This window comes from Saccharopolyspora ipomoeae (assembly GCF_029952525.1).
Taxonomy (GTDB): Bacteria; Actinomycetota; Actinomycetes; order Mycobacteriales; family Pseudonocardiaceae; genus Saccharopolyspora; species Saccharopolyspora ipomoeae.
The window spans coordinates 580,308-598,554 of record NZ_JASAOF010000003.1 but is presented as its reverse complement, the minus strand read 5'-3'; the positions used below and the strand labels follow the sequence as shown (position 1 = coordinate 598,554).

14 protein-coding genes are annotated in these 18,247 nt (G+C 70.7%); 9 read left to right on the top strand and 5 right to left on the bottom strand.

Features of this window, described 5'->3' with window-relative positions:
- Nucleotides 1-147: 147 nt before the first annotated feature.
- Nucleotides 148-2,940 carry a hypothetical protein gene (locus tag QFW96_RS09390; protein ID WP_281455150.1) on the bottom strand — a complete coding sequence of 931 codons (2,793 nt, stop codon included), beginning with the start codon at nucleotides 2,938-2,940 and terminating at the stop codon, nucleotides 148-150.
- Between the two features lie 189 nt (nucleotides 2,941-3,129).
- Between QFW96_RS09390 and QFW96_RS09385 the strand changes: the two genes are divergently transcribed.
- The 7 genes from QFW96_RS09385 (at nucleotide 3,130) to secA (ending at nucleotide 13,262) form a co-directional block, all read left to right on the top strand.
- The gene (locus tag QFW96_RS09385; RefSeq protein WP_281455149.1) at nucleotides 3,130-3,774 is read left to right on the top strand and encodes a dTMP kinase; all 645 of its coding nucleotides are present in this window, start codon (nucleotides 3,130-3,132) and stop codon (nucleotides 3,772-3,774) included.
- Between the two features lie 139 nt (nucleotides 3,775-3,913).
- Nucleotides 3,914-4,591, top strand: coding sequence for an MtrAB system response regulator MtrA (mtrA, locus tag QFW96_RS09380; protein ID WP_093413767.1), 678 nt, complete (start codon nucleotides 3,914-3,916; stop codon nucleotides 4,589-4,591).
- A gap of 353 nt (nucleotides 4,592-4,944) precedes the next feature.
- Nucleotides 4,945-6,597 carry an MtrAB system histidine kinase MtrB gene (mtrB, locus tag QFW96_RS09375; RefSeq protein ID WP_281455189.1) on the top strand — a complete coding sequence of 551 codons (1,653 nt, stop codon included), beginning with the start codon at nucleotides 4,945-4,947 and terminating at the stop codon, nucleotides 6,595-6,597.
- A complete protein-coding gene (locus tag QFW96_RS09370; protein ID WP_281455148.1) occupies nucleotides 6,597-8,312 on the top strand; it encodes an LpqB family beta-propeller domain-containing protein in 1,716 nt (571 codons plus the stop codon). The genes mtrB and QFW96_RS09370 overlap by 1 nt, the downstream gene beginning before the upstream one ends.
- A gap of 51 nt (nucleotides 8,313-8,363) precedes the next feature.
- Nucleotides 8,364-9,047: a ComF family protein gene (locus QFW96_RS09365; RefSeq protein WP_281455147.1), complete on the top strand. Its 684-nt coding sequence runs from the start codon at nucleotides 8,364-8,366 to the stop codon at nucleotides 9,045-9,047.
- 417 nt (nucleotides 9,048-9,464) lie between these two features.
- A complete protein-coding gene (gene hpf / locus QFW96_RS09360; RefSeq protein WP_281455146.1) occupies nucleotides 9,465-10,145 on the top strand; it encodes a ribosome hibernation-promoting factor, HPF/YfiA family in 681 nt (226 codons plus the stop codon).
- Between the two features lie 234 nt (nucleotides 10,146-10,379).
- Nucleotides 10,380-13,262, top strand: a complete 2,883-nt coding sequence (gene secA, locus QFW96_RS09355) for a preprotein translocase subunit SecA (RefSeq protein WP_281455145.1) — start codon at nucleotides 10,380-10,382, stop codon at nucleotides 13,260-13,262.
- Nucleotides 13,263-13,340: 78 nt separating this feature from the next.
- On the opposite strand, the gene QFW96_RS30205 is transcribed toward secA, so the two are convergent.
- The gene (locus QFW96_RS30205; protein WP_372448851.1) at nucleotides 13,341-13,415 is read right to left on the bottom strand and encodes a 50S ribosomal protein bL37; all 75 of its coding nucleotides are present in this window, start codon (nucleotides 13,413-13,415) and stop codon (nucleotides 13,341-13,343) included.
- A gap of 223 nt (nucleotides 13,416-13,638) precedes the next feature.
- Between QFW96_RS30205 and QFW96_RS09345 the strand changes: the two genes are divergently transcribed.
- The gene (locus QFW96_RS09345) at nucleotides 13,639-15,132 is read left to right on the top strand and encodes a PAS domain-containing sensor histidine kinase (protein ID WP_281455143.1); all 1,494 of its coding nucleotides are present in this window, start codon (nucleotides 13,639-13,641) and stop codon (nucleotides 15,130-15,132) included.
- Nucleotides 15,133-15,419: 287 nt separating this feature from the next.
- On the opposite strand, the gene QFW96_RS09340 is transcribed toward QFW96_RS09345, so the two are convergent.
- Complete coding sequence (locus tag QFW96_RS09340) at nucleotides 15,420-15,674, bottom strand: WhiB family transcriptional regulator (protein WP_093413759.1); 255 nt, start codon at nucleotides 15,672-15,674, stop codon at nucleotides 15,420-15,422.
- Between the two features lie 248 nt (nucleotides 15,675-15,922).
- A complete protein-coding gene (locus QFW96_RS09335; RefSeq protein ID WP_281455142.1) occupies nucleotides 15,923-16,849 on the bottom strand; it encodes a diacylglycerol/lipid kinase family protein in 927 nt (308 codons plus the stop codon).
- A 451-nt stretch (nucleotides 16,850-17,300) separates the two neighbouring features.
- Between QFW96_RS09335 and QFW96_RS09330 the strand changes: the two genes are divergently transcribed.
- Nucleotides 17,301-17,729 (top strand): hypothetical protein, encoded by a 429-nt coding sequence (locus QFW96_RS09330; RefSeq protein ID WP_281455141.1) that lies wholly within the window; start codon nucleotides 17,301-17,303, stop codon nucleotides 17,727-17,729.
- 11 nt (nucleotides 17,730-17,740) lie between these two features.
- On the opposite strand, the gene QFW96_RS09325 is transcribed toward QFW96_RS09330, so the two are convergent.
- Nucleotides 17,741-18,208: a GNAT family N-acetyltransferase gene (locus tag QFW96_RS09325; protein WP_281455140.1), complete on the bottom strand. Its 468-nt coding sequence runs from the start codon at nucleotides 18,206-18,208 to the stop codon at nucleotides 17,741-17,743.
- Nucleotides 18,209-18,247 lie beyond the last annotated feature (39 nt).

Sequence of the window (18,247 nt, the reverse complement as noted above, 5' to 3'; positions counted from 1 at the left end):
TGTCCGGGCAAAAAGGACATTGATCATGGGTGATTATGGCTAAAACTGTCCACTGTCGACCCACCCCGGCACCGACACGGGGGCACCACCACGGGGGTACCGCTGCGTGGCACCGCTCCGGGGGACCGGGGGTCGGTCGTTGTCCGGTCAGGAGTCCGTGGAGCGCAGGGACGAGCCTCGTTCCCAGGGGGCGATGCGGCCCCTGGGCTCGGTGATCTCCGGCAGCACCGACGGTTCCGAGCGGGGCTCGGAGTCCTGCTGCGCGGGCAGCTCGGCGGAGGCCTCGGCGGTCTCCGAAGGCGGTTCCTCGTGCGACTGCTGCTCCGGGACCTCGGCCTCGACCGGGCGCTTCGACTCCTTGCGGAACGACCGGATCGACTTCGTGCGCTTCGACCTCGCCGCCTCCGCCGTCTCCCCGGCGGTCCTCCTCGGGAGGTCCTCCACCGAGTCACCGATCGACCCGCCGTCATCGCCCTGCGGCGACAGCGCACCCGACCCCGCAGCACCAGACCCCGCAGCACCAGACCCCGCAGCACCCGACCCCACAGCGCCAGACCCGACAGCGCCAGACCCGACAGCTCGCGGATCGGGTGCGGACGGGATCTGCGGCGACTCCGACAGCGGCAGCGCCGCGCCGCGCACCGGGCGCTCCAGACCCGCCGCCATCGCCACCGCGCGATCCCACTCCGGGTCGCCGCTGTAGTCCGAGTGCCCCAGCACGCCGGGAACCCAGCGGCGGCACGAGAACGGCCCCCGCTGCGGGTCCGGCAGCCAGTGGTCCCCGCCCAGCACCAGGGCGCCCGTCGGACCCCGCGTCGCCGCGGGCAGCGGGCCTTCGGTGCCGTCGCCGCGCAGGCCGACACCGATCAGCATCCCGTTGTAGACCTGCCGGTTCCAGGTCGTCACGGCACCGCCCAGCGGGTCCGTGCCCCGGCACAGCGACCGCCAGCGGTCGCCCATCGCCCCGGCCAGGTCCCGCAGCGCCGCGTGCGGCACCACACCCGGGAACGCCCTCGGATACGCCCACTGCAGCTGCGAGCCCGCCGTCACCAGGCCGACGCGCTCGCGGTCGGACTCCGGCAACGACTCCAGCAGCCGCGCCGCGGCCACCGCCGCCAGCAGGCTGCCCTGGCTGTGCCCGACCAGGACCACGCGCGTGTTCGGGTCCTTGAGGTGCTCGGTGGCCCGGTCGGCCAGCTCCGGGATCACCTTCAACGCGTAGCACGGCGGCACCACCGGGTGCGCCTCGCGCGGCCAGAACAGCGCCAGATCCCCCAGCACGCCCAGGTAGCGGGCGGTGTCGCGCTTCGTCGCCGCCAGGAACACCATGCGCAGCAACCCGACCGCCAGGCCGGCCAGCGCCACCACGCCGATCGCGCTCAACCACGGCAGCCGCGGCATCCCCGCGAACCGGGCCGCCAGGCTCGCCGCGGTGCTCACCGTCAGCACCCCGGCGATCACCAGGAACAGCTGGTGCGAGTAGCGGCGCTGCAGGTCGGCGATCCGCCACGCGCTCGCGGCCTTGCGCTGGTCCTCCCGACGACCGGCGTGCAGCAGCGCGACCTCGTCCGGGATCGGGTCCTCGTCGTCGCGCCGGAACCGCCGCACCAGCAGCCACGGCACCGCCACCACCAGCGCCACGGCCATGAGCACCACCGCGGTGCCCCAGAAGATCGTCACGTCGTCGAAGGCGGCAGGCAGCAGCAGCGGTGCCGCGCCCGGCGCCCGCGGCACGCTCAACGTCTGCCGGACGCTCAGCGCCAGACCCGCGCCGAAACCGTTGCCCAGCATCGCCGCCAGCATCAGCACCGGCGCCGCCATCCAGCCACCGGCCCACGGCCGCAACTGCTTCGGCTGGGACTTCCACACCGGCCGCGCCAGCAGCGACGCCGGGAGCAGCAGCACCGCGACCGCCACGCAGGTCAGCACCAGCAGCGCGGTCAGCGCGTCGATCGTCGCCCCCGACCCCGGCAGCGGACCCGCCAGCTCGCCCGGCAGCAGCGCCACCGAGGCCAGCAGCACCCCGGCCACCGACATCAGCACCCGCCTGCTGCGGCGGCCCAGCAGCGCGCGGAACAGCTTGCTGGTCTCGCGCATCCCCGCCGGGTCGTCCAGCCCGGCCGTGCCGATCACGGCGACCAGCAGCACCGCGACCGCCACCAGCCACCGCGGGTCCAGGCTGAACGTCAGCGGACCGCCCAGCGCCACCAGCGCCGCCGTGGCCAGCGCGGCCGCCACGTGCAGCGCTCGCAGCGCGGGAGTGTCCGGATCGGACACCACGTTGCCGCCCGGCAGCATCGGCGCCAGCGCCGAGTGCTGCGGGCTGTCGTCCTTCGGCGCCGACACCCGCCAGGACACAGTGGACAGCCGGTGCATGAGCAGCACGACCAGAGCGACCGGGATCAGCAGCACCACCGACCGCAGCACGTCCGCGCCGCGCGCCGCTTCCGGCACGAAGCCGAGGCACCGCGCGCCCGGAGCCAGGCACTGCGAGCCGACCAGGTCCAAGGTGATCACCGTGATCTGCGCGACCATCAGCATCGTCAGCAGCAGCGCGGAGATCCGCATCAACGCGCGCAGCGACGAGCACAGCACCCGGCTGACCGGGTTGTCGGTTCGCGTCGGCGGCAGCATCCAGTGCGCCATGTTGGCCAGCGCGAACGGGAACAGCAGCGCCCAGGTCGCCTTCGCCAGGCCGCCCGAGGTCATCGCGCCCCACACGTAGCCCTCGACGATCCGGGGCACCGAGCGCTCACCGGCGTTGAGCATCGGGCCCGGAACGGGACGGCGCAGCCGGTCGGCGGGACGCATGATGCGCCCCACCCCGTCCCCGGCCACGTCCACCGACGCGACCGAGTCGGTCAGCTCGTCACCGGTGGTGCCGAGGATTCCGTGCACGCGCAGCTCAACGACGCGGGTGTCGGGCCCGGGTACTTGCACAGGGTCCTCCCGAGCAGGTGGTGATCATCGAACGCCGTGGTGATTGTCCATCGCAGATCCACACCTGGCGACCTCTACGCGAACGATTGTGATCGTCACGGCAGGTGATGTCATGATTTTCCGGGGTTTCGCACGGCGGGACCGGCGCGGCGGAAGACGACCCGACCCGCTCCGCTACGGTTCTGCGACGTGGGACGACTCATCGTCATCGAGGGACTGGACGGCGCGGGCAAGCGCACCCTGGCCAGGGGGATCACCGAGGAGCTGACCGCGCGAGGCCGCACCGTCGCCGGGGCGGCGTTCCCGCGCTACACCGAGGACGTGCACGCCGAACTCGTCGCCGAAGCGCTGCGCGGCGAGCACGGCGACCTCGGGTCCTCGGTGCACGGCATGGCCGTCCTCTACGCGCTGGACCGCAGGGGAGCGGCGGACGCGCTGCGCGCCGACCTCGACGCCCACGACGTCGTCCTGCTGGACCGCTACGTCGCCTCCAACGCCGCCTACGGCGCGGCACGGCTGCACCAGCGCGCCGACGGCGAGTTCGTGTCCTGGGTCCGCGACCTGGAGATCACCCGGTTCGGCCTGCCCGAACCCGACCTGCAGATCCTGCTGCGGGTTCCCGCCGAGGTCGCCACCGGGCGGGCCGAGCACCGCGAGCGCACCGAGACCGACCGCCGCCGCGACCGCTTCGAGTCCGACACCCCGCTCCAGCAGCGCTGCGCCGAGGTCTACGCCGAACTGGCCGAGGCCGGTTGGTGGACGCCGTGGGTCGTCGTCGACGGCGCGGCCGACGTGGACTTCGCCGCCCTGGTGGACGAGCACGTCATGCGCTGAGAGCTGAAACCCACACCACACCGACCCTGCTCCATTCGGCGGTATGAGCTCCGCTAATCCGGCGCCGAGTTCGCGACCTGCGACGACACCCGGCGGGTGGATGCACGGGCGCCAAGTGACAAGTGCAACGATGTGGTGCATGAAGGCACGCGTGCTCGTGGTGGACGATGATCCGGCCCTGGCCGAAATGCTGACCATCGTGCTCCGGGGAGAGGGATTCGAGACGGCCGTCGTCAGCGACGGCACCAAGGCGATGCCCGCCTTGCGCGAGCTCAAGCCCGACCTGGTCCTGCTCGACCTGATGCTGCCCGGGATGAACGGCATCGACGTGTGCAAGGCGATCCGCACCGAGTCCGTGGTGCCCATCGTCATGCTCACCGCCAAGAGCGACACCGTCGACGTCGTCCTCGGTCTGGAATCCGGTGCCGACGACTACATGGTCAAGCCCTTCAAGCCGAAGGAGCTCGTCGCCCGGCTGCGCGCCCGGCTGCGCCGCACCGACGCCGAGCCCGCCGAGGTGCTGACCATCGGCGACGTGATCATCGACGTGCCCGGCCACGAGGTCACCCGCGACGGCCAGCCCATCGCCCTGACCCCGCTGGAGTTCGACCTGCTGGTCGCCCTGGCCCGCAAGCCGCGCCAGGTCTTCACCCGCGAGGTCCTGCTGGAGCAGGTCTGGGGCTACCGGCACGCCGCCGACACCCGCCTGGTCAACGTGCACGTCCAGCGCCTCCGCTCCAAGGTCGAGCGCGACCCGGAACGCCCCGAGGTCGTCCTCACGGTCCGCGGCGTGGGTTACAAGGCAGGCCCCCCGTGATCAGCTGACCACCTCGTTCCGGACGTCACCTCGTCTGCAAGGGTCCGATGGGGAGCGTCAGGAGCAAGCGGCGCAGCCGCGAGCCGTGAAGACCACCTTCGCAGCCCGCACCGCCGCGGGTTCTCAGACGTTGCCTGGTGAGGACGCCGGGACGCCGTGTATTGGCATACATCAGGAGCGGCGCCCGGAGCCAGGCGGCGTCTGAGGTTCCGCTACCTGCACCGCTACGCAAAACGAGTACTAGCAGCCTTGAGGTCGCCGTGAGCGTGTGGACTCGACAAAGCCGCTGGGTGCGGTTGTTGAGCAGTCGTGTCCGGGAGGAGACGCGCACCCGCTGGCACCGGTTCGAGGCCATGTGGCGGCGCTCGATGCAGCTGCGCGTCGTCGTCAGCACCCTCGCGCTATCGCTGGCCGTGGTGATCGTGCTGGGCATGGTGCTGCAGTGGCAGATCACCTCGCAGCTGCTGGACTCCAAGGAGCAGGCCGCGATCTCGCAGGCCGAGTACAGCCTGCCGATCCTGGAGCGCGAGCTCACCGCCGTCGACCCCAACTCCGACAGCGTCGCCGAGCAGCTGCAGGCCGCCCTGAACCGGCTCACCACCTCCTCGTCCGGCCAGTCCACCACCGAGACCGTCGCCGGAGCCTTCACCCCCGTCCTCGTCGACGGCCGGGCACCCGGTGAGCGCAGCAAGCAGCCCGCCGCCGGACCCGTCGAGGACGTGCCCGAGGACCTGCGCGGCTTCGTCGAGCGCGGCCAGCTCGCCACCAAGATCTACACCGTTCAGCGCGAGACCGGCCCCGTCACGATGGTCATCGTCGGCACCCCGGTCTCCAGCGCGACCCGACCGCTGCAGATCTACCTGCTGTTCCCGCTCACCGCCGAGCAGACCACCCTCGCCGTCATGCAGCGAACCCTGCTGGTCAGCGCCGTGGTGCTGCTGGCGCTGCTCGGCGCGATCACCAACCTGGTCACCCGCCAGGTGGTGCGCCCGGTCCGGCAGGCCGCGCAGATCGCCGAGCAGCTCGCCGAAGGCGACCTCGACAAGCGGATGCGGGTGATCGGCGAGGACGACGTGGCCCGGCTCGCCGAGTCGTTCAACGAGATGGCCGACAGCCTCAAGCAGCAGATCACCCAGCTGGAGGAGTTCGGCCAGCTGCAGCGCCGCTTCACCTCCGACGTCTCGCACGAGCTGCGCACCCCGCTCACCACCGTGCGGATGGCCGCCGACGTGCTGCACGCCTCCCGCGAGGAGTTCCCGCCCGGCCTGTCCCGCTCCACCGAGCTGCTCGTCGACGAGCTCGACCGGTTCGAACTGCTGCTGGCCGACCTGCTGGAGATCTCCCGCCTCGACGCCGGCGTCGCCGACCTGGCCGCCGGGGAGCTCGACCTGCAGGAGATCACCACCCGCGCCGTCGAGTCCGTGCGCGCCATCGCCGAGACCAGCGGCGTCGAACTCCGCGTGCACCCGCCCGCCGACGGCACCGACCTGCACATCGTCGCCGACGCCCGCCGCGTCGAGCGCATCATGCGCAACCTCGTCGCCAACGCCATCGACCACGCCGAGGGCGGCCCGGTCGAACTGCGCTTCGGCGGCAACGAGCAGGCCGTCGCCGTCACCGTTCGCGACTACGGGGTGGGCCTGCGCAGCGGTGAGGCCGAGCTGGTGTTCACCCGCTTCTGGCGCGCCGACCCGTCCCGCAACCGGCGCAGCGGCGGCACCGGCCTCGGCCTGTCGATCAGCCAGGAGGACGCCCGCCTGCACGGCGGCGAACTCGACGCCTGGGGCGAACCCGGCGAGGGCTCCTGCTTCCGCCTGACGCTGCCCCGCAAGCCCGGCGAGGAAGCCGAGACCAGCCCGCTGTCGCTGCCCAGCACCCGGCGCATCGCCGCGCCCGAGGCGCTGCTGGCCACCGGCGTGGAACGACCGTCCGAATCGGACGGCGAGCAGGAGGTCCGGGACCAGGGCCCGGCCCGGCTCTCCGAAGAGCCCCGGGAGGAGAAGTGATGCGCGCGGCACGCCGGTGGATGGCACTGCTCGTCCTGCTGCTGACGGTGTCGGCCTGCGCGTCGATCCCGGAGAGCTCCGAGCCCAAGGCCGTCAAGGAGGTCGACGGCAGCAACACCACGATCCCGATCAACCCGCCGCCGGACGACATCGACCCGCTGGCGCTGGTGCGCAGCTTCGTCGACAAGGCGGCCTCGCCCGCCAGCAACCACGAGTCCGCCCGCAAGCACCTGGCGCCCTCGATCGAGCGCAACTGGACCCCGCCGCCGGGCATGCTCATCGTCGAGAACGTCGACACCATCCCGGCCACCTCGCCGCAGCCGCTGCCCGAAGGCGTCCAGCTGGTGACGCTGCGCGCCGACCGGGTCGGCAGGCTGCTCGCCGACTCCTCATTCGTGCCCGAGACCGGTGAGCTCACCGTGGACGTGCGGGTGGAGCGCCAGGGCAACGGCCAGTGGCGGATCACCACCCCGCCGCAGGAGATGGTCGTCAGCAAGACCTCGTTCAGCAGCGTCTTCCGCCCGGTCCCGGTGTACTTCCTCGACCACGACCTCAGCGGCGTTGCCCCGGACCTGCGCTACGTCGTGTCGCAACCGGCCACCACGCTGCCGCGCCGGGTCATCGAGCTGCTCACCTCCGGCCCGTCGGAGGGCATGCGGGATGCGATGCGCACCGCGATCCCGCCGGGCGTGCACCCCAAGACCAACACCACCGAAGCCGCCGACGGCGCGCTGGAGGTCAACCTCAGCCAGCTCGGCGAGGTCTCGCCGGAGACCCGCAGGCTGATCGCCGCGCAGGTGGTCTACACGCTCGAAGGCGTCAGCAGCGCGCGCGTCCGCATCAAGGAGGAGGGCATGCCGCTGCTCGCCGACGGCAAGGACCTGCGCCCCACCGACATGGAGAACTACGAGGCCGACAACCTGCAGCGCCCCGACCTGCCGGGCCTGGCCGTCGTCTCCGAGCGGGTGCTGGTGCTCGACCGGCAGGCCAAACCGATCCCCGGACCCGCCGGTTCCGGCGAGTACGACGTGGTGCGGGCCGGACGGTCGCCGCACGGCGGCAAGTTCGCCGCGGTCACCCGGCGGCCCGGTGGCGTGGCGCTGCGCGTCGGCGACTTCGGCGGGCAGCTGGCCGAGCTGCCCACCGCGGGCAACTACATGAGCAAGCCGACCTGGCGCGGCGAGGAGGAGGCCTGGACGGTCGTCGACGGCCGCGAGGTGGTGCGCGCGATGGCCACCTCGGCCGGGTGGGTGCCGCAGACCGTCGACACCCGCGCGCTGCAGGCCGGTCGCCCGATCACCGACCTGCGGCTGTCCCGCGACGGCACCCGCGTCGCCGCCGTCGTCGACGACGAGGTCGTGGTCGCAGGGATCGGTGAGCACGACGGCCGGGCCGTGCTGCAGCGGCCGGTGGTGCTGCGCCCGCCGCAGGACGTGCGGATCACCTCCGTCGAGTGGCGCCAGGACGAGTCGCTGGTCGCGACCACCGACAGCAACAACTTCCCGGTCTTCGACCTGTCGGTGGACGGTTTCCGCTGGGAGCCCTACACGGCCGCCAACCTCGGCCAGCCGCTCACCGCCATCACGGTCGGCCCGGGCGGCCAGGTCGTGGTCGCCGATCGCCACGGGATCTGGCAGTCCCAGGACACCGAGGACGTCTGGTCCCTGCTGGACGTCCCCATCGGCGGCGCCTCCATCCCGTTCTTCCCGGGCTGACGCCCGACACGCGTCGGTGTGTCGGATCGGCGGGAACGTCATGATCGGGGCGTGCTCACCCGCCTGCGCGACGCGCTCTCCGGACTGGCCGACCTGCTGCTGCCGCAGCACTGCGTCGGCTGCGACGTCGCGGGCACCGCGTGGTGCCGCGAGTGCGCGGGCCGGTTGGGCGGGCTGCGGCGCGTCGAGCGGCCGCTGCTCGCCGACGGGCCACCGGTGTTCGCGCTCGGCAGGTACCGGGGTGCCGCCCGCCGGGCGGTGCTGGCCTACAAGGAATCGGGACGGCGCGATCTCGCCGCTCCGCTGGCCGCGCAGCTCGCGGTCGCGCTGCGCTCGATCACCCTGGACCGCGCGCTGCCGGGGGAGTGGTGGCTGGTCCCGGCGCCGTCGCGGGCGATGGCCTCGCGGCGTCGGGGTGGTTCCCACATGGGCCGGATCGCGCGGCACGCGGCCACCGCGCTCACCGCGTCGGGGATGCCGGCCCGGGCCGCGGACTGCCTGGTGACCGCACCGGGCGCGGCGGATTCGGCGGGACTGACCCCGCAGCAGCGCTCCGACAACCTCAACGGCCGCGTGCTGGTGCGCCCGGAACGCCTCCCACCAGCGGGAACGCAGGTAGCGCTGCTCGACGACGTGGTCACCTCCGGTGCCACGGCGGCCGGTTCGGCGGCCGCCCTGAACGCGGCGCGATGTCCGGTTTCGCTGGTGCTCGCGCTGACCGCGACGGCGGGCTGATCTCCCCGGGTGATTCGGCGATACCTGATCGGCCCAGGAACCCGAGCGCCCTCCCGTTCGTTCTCCGGGTATGAGCTGGGTGAACAGTCAGATCGCCACCCTGCGCAGAGCGACGACACTACCTACCCGAACGGGTGAACAACCCGTTCGGCGGCTCTTTTCGGGCACGCCTGGCACTCAGCGTGATCTCGTGCTTTCGGCTGCAAATATCACTCTCGGTGGATGCTTGACTTCGCCCTACCGAGGGGGTGTCACAAATCGATAAACCGAGCTAACGTGGCGAACCAATCCAGCCAACTCGAGGCGGAGGGAAGGAGCGAAAACCATGTCCCTGGCGCCGAAAGCGAGCTGATCTCCCTTTCAAGGCGCCCCCGTGCACACCTCGCCTACGGAGCATGCAAGGAACGGAGGTCGTGAATGGATATCGTCGTCAAGGGTCGTAACGTTCAGGTTCCCGATCACTACCGGGAGCACGTCACCACCAAGATGACCCGGCTTGAGCGGTACAACCGGAAGGCCATTCGGGCGGAAGTGGAACTGTTCCACGAGAAGAACCCCCGCCAGGCCAAGAACTGCCAACGAGTCGAGATCACCCTCAAGGGCAAGGGCGCTCCCATCCGCGCCGAAGCCTGCGCCGGCGACTTCTACGCCGCGCTCGACGCCGCGACGACCAAGCTGGAGAGCAGGCTCCGGCGCATGCACGACCGTAGAAAGGTGCACTACGGACAGCACAACCCCACTTCCGTGGCAGAGGCGACCGCAGCGATGGCCGACCGGCCCGTCGTGACCGGCTCCAGCCCTTCAGGCATGGCCGAAGGCCGGACCGCGCTGCTCGAAGCGCCCCAGGAAGCCCCCGAGCGCACCGCCGAGGTGCCGGGGCAGCGCATGACCGAGGAGGACTACGACTACGCCCCCGGGCAGGTCGTGCGCGAGAAGGAGCACACGGCCAAACCGATGACCGTCGACGAGGCCCTCTCCCAGATGGAACTCGTCGGCCACGACTTCTACCTCTTCGCCGACGCCGACAGCGGCCGTCCCAGCGTCGTCTACCGCAGGAAGGGATTCGACTACGGCGTGATCCGACTCGCCGACGCCTGACCACACAATCCGGGCGGTTCCGCGCTCGTCGCCGGAGAACCCCTCAGGGCGAGTCTGCGCCACGCCCGACCCGCACAGCTGTCCCCCGCGTACGGTGGTTCGCGGGGGACAGCCGCGTGTTGCGGTCCGCCAACGCTGCAGCGGACTACGGCACACCCCCACAGCCAGCTCTAATACGATGGCCACAAAGCGTCCGTGACGGACGCGTCACGATCAGCTAGCGAGGTCGACCGGATGGTCCTGTCCCGACTGCTCCGCGCCGGCGAGGGCAAGATGCTCAAGCGCCTGCGCGCTATCGCAGCGCACATCAACGAGCTCGAAGACACCGTCGTCGGTTTGTCCGATACCGAGCTGCGGGGCAAGACGGACGAGTTCAAGCGCCGCTACAGCGACGGTGAGTCGCTGGACGAGCTGCTCCCCGAAGCGTTCGCCGTCGCCCGCGAAGGCGCCAAGCGCACCCTCGGCCAGCGCCACTTCGACGTGCAGCTGATGGGCGGTGCCGCCCTGCACCTGGGCAACATCGCCGAGATGAAGACCGGTGAGGGCAAGACCCTGACCTGCGTCCTGCCCGCCTACCTCAACGCCATCACCGGCAAGGGCGTGCACGTGGTCACCGTCAACGACTACCTCGCCAAGCGCGACGCCGAGTGGATGGGCCGCGTGCACCGCTTCCTCGGCCTCGAGGTCGGCGCGATCCTCGCCGAGATGACCCCGGAGCAGCGCCGCCAGGCCTACACCGCCGACATCACCTACGGCACCAACAACGAGTTCGGCTTCGACTACCTGCGCGACAACATGGCCTGGAGCCTCGCCGACTGCGTGCAGCGCGGCCACCACTTCGCCGTGGTCGACGAGGTCGACTCCATCCTCATCGACGAGGCCCGGACGCCGCTGATCATCTCCGGCCCGGCCGACCAGTCCTCGCGCTGGTACCAGGAGTTCGCCCGGCTCGCCCCCATCCTCAAGCGCGACGCCCACTACGAGGTCGACGAGCGCAAGCGCACCGTCGGCGTCACCGAGGAGGGCGTGTCGATCATCGAGGACCAGCTCGGCATCGACAACCTCTACGAGGCCGCCAACACGCCCCTCGTCGGCTACCTCAACAACGCGCTCAAGGCCAAGGAGCTCTACCAGCGCGACAAGGACTACATCGTCCGCGACGGCGAGGTGTCCATCGTCGACGAGTTCACCGGCCGCATCCTGGCCGGCCGCCGCTACAACGAGGGCATGCACCAGGCGATCGAGGCCAAGGAAGGCGTCGAGATCAAGGCCGAGAACCAGACGCTGGCCACGATCACGCTGCAGAACTACTTCCGCCTCTACGACAAGCTCGGCGGCATGACCGGTACCGCCGAGACCGAGGCGGCCGAGTTCCACACCACCTACAAGCTCGGCGTGGTGCCCATCCCCACCAACGAGCCGATGGCCCGCATCGACCAGCCCGACCTGGTCTACAAGGGAGAGCCCGCCAAGTTCGAGGCCGTCGCCGAGGACATCGCCGAACGCCACGAGAAGGGCCAGCCGGTCCTGGTCGGCACCACCAGCGTCGAGCGCTCCGAGTACCTGTCGAAGGCGCTCACCAAGCGCGGCATCCCGCACAACGTGCTCAACGCGAAGAACCACCAGCGCGAGGCCGCGATCATTGCCGAGGCCGGTCGCCTCCGCGCGGTCACCGTCGCCACCAACATGGCCGGTCGCGGTACCGACATCGTGCTCGGCGGCAACGTCGACCACCTCGCCGACGCCGAACTCCGCCAGCGCGGCCTGGACCCGGTCGAGAACCGCGAGCAGTACGAGGCCGAGTGGCCCGCCGTCGTCGAGAAGATCAAGGCGCAGGTCGACGCCGAAGCCGACCGCGTCCGCGAGGCGGGCGGCCTCTACGTGCTGGGCACCGAGCGCCACGAGTCCCGCCGCATCGACAACCAGCTGCGCGGTCGTTCCGGCCGTCAGGGCGACCCGGGCGAGTCCCGCTTCTACCTGTCGCTGGGCGACGAGCTCATGCGCCGCTTCAACTCCGCCATGGTCGAGACCGTCATGACGCGCCTGAAGGTGCCCGACGACGTCCCGATCGAGCACAAGATGGTCTCCCGCGCGATCCGCAGCGCTCAGACGCAGGTCGAGCAGCAGAACATGGAGATCCGCAAGAACGTCCTCAAGTACGACGAGGTGATGAACCAGCAGCGCACCGTCATCTACGACGAGCGCCACCGGGTTCTGGCCGGTGAGGACCTGCAGGAGCAGGTCATGCACATGCTCACCGACGTCATCACCGCCTACGTCGACGCCGAGACCTCCGCGGGTTACGCCGAGGACTGGGACTTCGAGAAGCTCTGGAAGGCGCTGGGTTCGCTGTACCCCGTCGGCCTGAGCTGGGAGAAGCTGGTCGAGGAGGACGACGACCTCAGCAAGGAGCACCTGCTGGAGCTCATCGTCGCCGACGCCAAGGAGGCCTACGCCCGGCGCGAGGCCGACGTCGACGGCAAGGTCGGCCCGGGCGCGATGCGGGAGCTGGAGCGGCGCGTGCTGCTCAGCGTCCTGGACCGCAAGTGGCGCGAGCACCTCTACGAGATGGACTACCTCAAGGAGGGCATCGGCCTGCGCGCCATGGCGCAGCGCGACCCGCTGATCGAGTACCGCCGCGAGGGCTTCGACATGTTCGGCGCGATGCTGGACGCGTTGAAGGAGGAGTCCGTCGGCTTCCTGTTCAACGTCCAGGTCGAGGCCGCCGAGCCCGAGCCCGCCGCCGAGCAGCCCGCTGTGCCGGTCTCGGTGAGCCAGGCCGGCAACGGGGTCCCGGAGGTCCCGCAGACGCCGCAGGTCCCGCAGGCGGCGGCTCAGCCCCAGGGAGCCCGCGCCCGGCGCGCCAAGCCCGCCTCGGCGGGCCCGGCGCTGAGCCAGCTCGCCGGTGGCCCCGCCCAGGGCGGCGAGCAGCCCCCGGCCGCGCTGGCCGGTGGTGGCCTGCAGGCTCCCGCCAACCAGCGGCTCAGCTACTCGGGCCCGAGCGAGACCGGCGACGTGCAGACCAACCAGGACGCCGACACCCCCGAGTCCCGGGGCGGCACCCGCCGCGAGCGCCGCGCGGCGGCCCGAGCCGACAACAAGAAGCGCAAGCGCTGACCGTCAGCGATGAGAAAGGCCCCGGACCGATCGGTCCGGGGCCTTTCTCATCTCGGGTGCGGCCAAGAGCCGCCGAGATCACGAGTTGGGGCGCTTGCCGTGGTTGGCCTTGTTCTTGCGCCGGTCCTTCTTCTTGCGCGCGCGCTTGCCCATAAGGCGACTCCCTCGAAAGTCGAGATTCACTCCAGCCCGGTGACCGCGAGTGATCAACTGACACCCGGTCTCCGCTGGGATTTCGAGGTTCCAGTCTGCCATGTCCGATACCTGGCTCCGGCGGGTGGTGGCGCTCGTGGTTTCCTAAGCGGGGGCCGGTGACGGCCGTGACGAGGAGGAAGAATGGCGGGGGAGATCCGCGCAGCCGACCCGGAGGGCCGACTTGTCCACGCTGAGTGACCTTCTCGCCGAGCACACCGGCCTGTCCGGCACCGCTGCCGACCACCTGCAACTCGTGGTCGCCGAGTGGCAGCTGCTGAGCGACCTGTCGTTCGCCGACTTCATCATGTGGGTCCCGATCGGCCCGTCCGAGGCACCGGAGGACCGCTTCCTGTGCGTCGCGCAGGCGCGCCCCACCACGGCGCCCACCGCGCACCCGGAGGACGTCGTCGGCTCCGAGGTGACCCAGGACGACCACCCGCAGCTGCGCCGCGCGGCCCTGGAGGGCCGCATCTGCCGCGAGGAGGACCCGCGCTGGCACCTGGGGGTGCCGGTCCGGCGCGAGACCATCCCGGTGAAGCTGGGCGACGAGATCGTGGCCGTGCTCAGCCGCGACACCAACCTGGCCGTGCCGAGGGTGCCCAGCCCGCTGGAGATCTCCTACCTGGGCAGCGCCGCCGACCTGTGCCAGATGGTCGCCGACGGCACCTTCCCGACCCCGGAACCCGCCCCCGACGTGCACACCAGCCCGCGCGTCGGCGACGGGCTGATCCGCCTGGACAACTCGGGCACGGTCGTGTTCGCCAGCCCCAACGCCCTGTCGGCCTACCACCGCATGGGCCACGCCGCGGACCTGGTGGGCGCGCAGCTGGCGCCGCTGACCCGGTCGCTGCTCAACGACCCGTTCGACGCCGACGAGGTCGCGCAGCGGGTCCGGCGGGCGATGGGCGGCGAGCCGAGCATGCGCATCGAGGCCGAGGCCCGCGGTGCGACGGTGCTGTTCCGCGCGCTGCCGCTGCGCCCGCGCGGTCAGACGGCCGGCGCGCTGGTGCTGGTGCGCGACGTCACCGAGGTCAAGCGGCGGGACCGGGCGCTGATGTCCAAGGACGCCACGATCCGCGAGATCCACCACCGCGTGAAGAACAACCTGCAGACCGTGGCCGCGCTGCTGCGGTTGCAGTCGCGGCGCACCGGCAACAACGAGGCGCGGCTGGCGCTGGACGAGTCGGTGCGGCGGGTCACCTCGATCGCGCTGGTGCACGAGACGCTGTCGATGTCGGTCGACGAGCGGGTCGACCTCGACGACGTGGTGGACCGGGTGATCCCGATGATGAGCGATGTCGCCGTGGCCGAGACCGGGGTGAAGGTCAGCCGCGGCGGGAAGTTCGGCGTGGTGTCGGCCGAGCTGGCCACGCCGCTGGTGATGGTCCTGACCGAGCTGGTGCAGAACGCTTTCGAGCACGCCTTCCCGGAGGGGCAGGGCGGGGAAGTGGTCGTGCAGGCGGAGCGTTCGGCGCGCTGGCTCGACGTCGTCATCTCGGATGACGGTCGTGGCCTGCCGAAGGGATTCTCCCTCGAGCGCGCCGAACGTCTCGGCCTGCAGATCGTGCGGACCCTCGTGGAGTCGGAGCTCCGCGGGTCGTTGAGCTTGCGTGGCCGCGGTCATCAACGTGGTACCGAGGCGGTCTTGCGGGTGCCTCTGAAGTACCGGCGATGACGGCCCGTATGCTGGGCGCCACGCTGATGCGTCGATCGTTCGAGTGACGTCCCAACGCGCCTGGGACGTCGGGCCGATCGAGTCGGTTTCCCGGCCGGGTTCCGGCTACCCCGTCGAGATGGGGAGATCGGCTGGAACGTGCGGGACCGACATCGACGCTGATCGGCCGAGTAGCTACTAGTCGGGGTGGGTCAGTTCACGCTGCGAGGCCGTGTGCGGCCCGGGGCGAGACGGGCGGTCGGTCACCGGGGGTGCGACCGACCTGCCGCGTCTCAGCGAGCTGCTACTCAGGCGTTGGTGCGCGCCCGGGTGCGAGCGTTGCGCCGCTTGAGGGCACGCCGCTCGTCTTCGCTCATGCCGCCCCAGACACCGGCGTCCTGGCCGCTCTCGAGCGCCCACGCCAGGCACTGAGAGGCAACCGGACAACGGCGGCATACGGCCTTCGCCTCGGCGATCTGCAGCACAGCAGGACCGCTGTTCCCAACCGGGAAGAACAGCTCCGGGTCCTCGTCACGGCAAACCGCATCGTGGCGCCAGTCCATTGTTCCTTGCTCCTCGCTAGGCACGCCATGCGCGCGCCGATAGTTCGTTCGGGGTGTTTGTGAATGCTTTCACGGAGTCCGTGTGCTTGTGAATGCTTTCACGAACTGCCGCGATGTCAAGAGGTCGATCTCGAGCGGTGAGCCAACTCACCTGAAAGATCGACGAGACTTGACCAGGGGTTTCGGTGTGCTCCCGGGCTCAGACGGGGGTCATGAGCCGACAGCGACGTCCATCCGTTACGAGAAGGTTATACAGCGACGCGGAGAGCGTTCGGGACTGAGGAGAACTCGACCACCGATCGCTCACCCAGGCAATCGCCGTCCACCTGCAAGCGCAACGGCTCCGTACAGGCTACGCGTAGATGGGGCACATCCGCAGCCTGAATTGAGTTTCTTCCGTGTGGTTTCCCTCTACCGCGTAGCATCTCCGCTACGTGTCGCAACACAGGGTAAACGCTCGTCTTGGTCAGCGCGAACACGCCGAGACCGTTGTCGAAGCTGGTCTCGGGGCTCATGCGCACCGGAGTCGACCCCAGGTAGGTCCACGGGTCGGTGTTGGAGACGAACACGCTGTGTAGTAGGTCACTCGGCTCGTCGTCACCAATTTGCAAGGTGAGCTTCGGCTCGCCGCGCGCCATCCGGAAGTAGCAGGACAGGGCGATCCGGGCGTACAGGGCGGGCGTCGCCTCCCGGCCGCGCGACCGCTGCCGCTCCATCTCGGCGACCACTTCGGCGTCCCAGCCGATGCCGGCGTTGAAGGTGAACCACCGCTCATCGGCCTTGCCCAGCCCGACCTGCCTGGTGCTGCGATCCGCCAGCGCGCGCATCAGGTGGTGGGTGGCGTCCACCGGATCCTTGGGCAGCCCGAGCGCGCGGCCGAAGACGTTCGCCGACCCGCCGGGCACCACGCCCAGCGTCGGCATCGACGGATCGCCGGGCTCGGCGACCTCGAACATGCCGTTGACCACTTCGTTGACCGTGCCGTCACCGCCGTGCGCGATGACCAGGTCCGCGCCGTCCCGCACCGCGTCCCGCGCGGCCTCCGCGGCGTGCCCGAAGTGCCGGGTCTCCACCACGTCCAGCTTCAGCACGCTGGCCAGCGCCGCGGCCAGCACATCCCGGCCGCTGGCGGTGGTGGAGGTCGCCTGCGGGTTGACGACGAGAACAGCGCGCACGACCCGAAGCCTAAGCGAGACGGTTTCGTGTCCGTCGAGCGCGGGGGCTCGGGTACGCGCGGCGAGCGGTCTCAACCGGCCCGAGAAGTCTCAACTGGGCTGTCCGGCCACCTCCGGCTTCGACGACCGACGGGACCGGCCGAGGTGCGCGGCACGGGCGGACGCGGCGGTGGAACGCACCAGGAGCGAGTGCGCCACGCCGCTGATCACCGGTTTCCGGTGACGACTCGATGCGTAACCCCGGAACGCACCCGCTCGTCGTCCACCGGCTGCCGACGTGCACGCGGCGAGCTGGGCGGACACCCCGATATCCGCGATCGCCGCTTCAGCCATGAGTCGATCATGGCGTCTGGGGCGAGCGGCAGCTATGCGGCGATCGGGCGGTATTACCATCGAAAGTGCACACGCAGAGTCACTAGCGGGGTCCAGGCCCCGATTCTGAGAGGGCCCCTTGGCTACCGAGATCGTTCCCCGCACGGTGCGCATCGCCGGCCTGCTGACCACGCTGCAGGCCGTGGCGGGACTGGTGTTCGTCGTGGCGCTGCTGGTCCGCAGCACCTCCACCGACCTCGGCGGTGTAGGCCAGCTCGAACGCGGCGAGACCTGGGGTGAGGCCGGCTACTACGCCCTGCTGGCCGCCGGCGTGCTCGCCGCGGGCATCGGCCTGATCAAGGGCAAGCACTGGGCCCGCACCCCCGCCCTGCTGCTGCAGCTGCTGCTGCTGGGCACCGCCTGGTACGCCACCGGCCCGTCCGGGCGGCCGCTGATCGGCCTGATCATCGCCGTCCCCGCGATCGCCGTGCTGTGGTTCCTGTTCAACCGCCAGGGCCGCGAGTGGTCGTTCCACGCCTCGATGGCCCCCGACGCCCGCGAGGACTGACCAGGACCCGCTCAGCCGCCGAACGACGTCAGGGCGTCGCCGGTGAGCCGGTAGACGCTCCAGCCGTCCATCGGGAACGCGCCCTGGGCCTTGTAGAACGCGATCGAGGGCTCGTTCCAGTCCAGCACGGACCACTCCAGCCGCGCGTAACCGCGCTCGACGCACTCGCGCGCCAGCGTCCGCAGCAGCTCCTTGCCCAGACCCGACCCGCGGTGCTCGGGGCGCACGTAGAGATCTTCCAGGTAGATCCCGTGCACGCCCTCCCAGGTGGAGAAGTTCAGGAACCACAGCGACAACCCGACCACGGCACCGTCCACTTCGGCCACGTGACCGAACAGCGCGGGATCGGGCCCGAACAGCGCCGTTCGCAGCTGCTGCTCGGTGAGGTGGCAGGACTCGGGTTCCTCCTCGTAGCGGGCGAGCTCGTAGACCAGCTCGACCATCGCCGCCACGTCCTGCTCACGGGCCCGCCTGATCATCCGACCTCCACGACCGACTCGGTTCCTGCCGGTCCATTC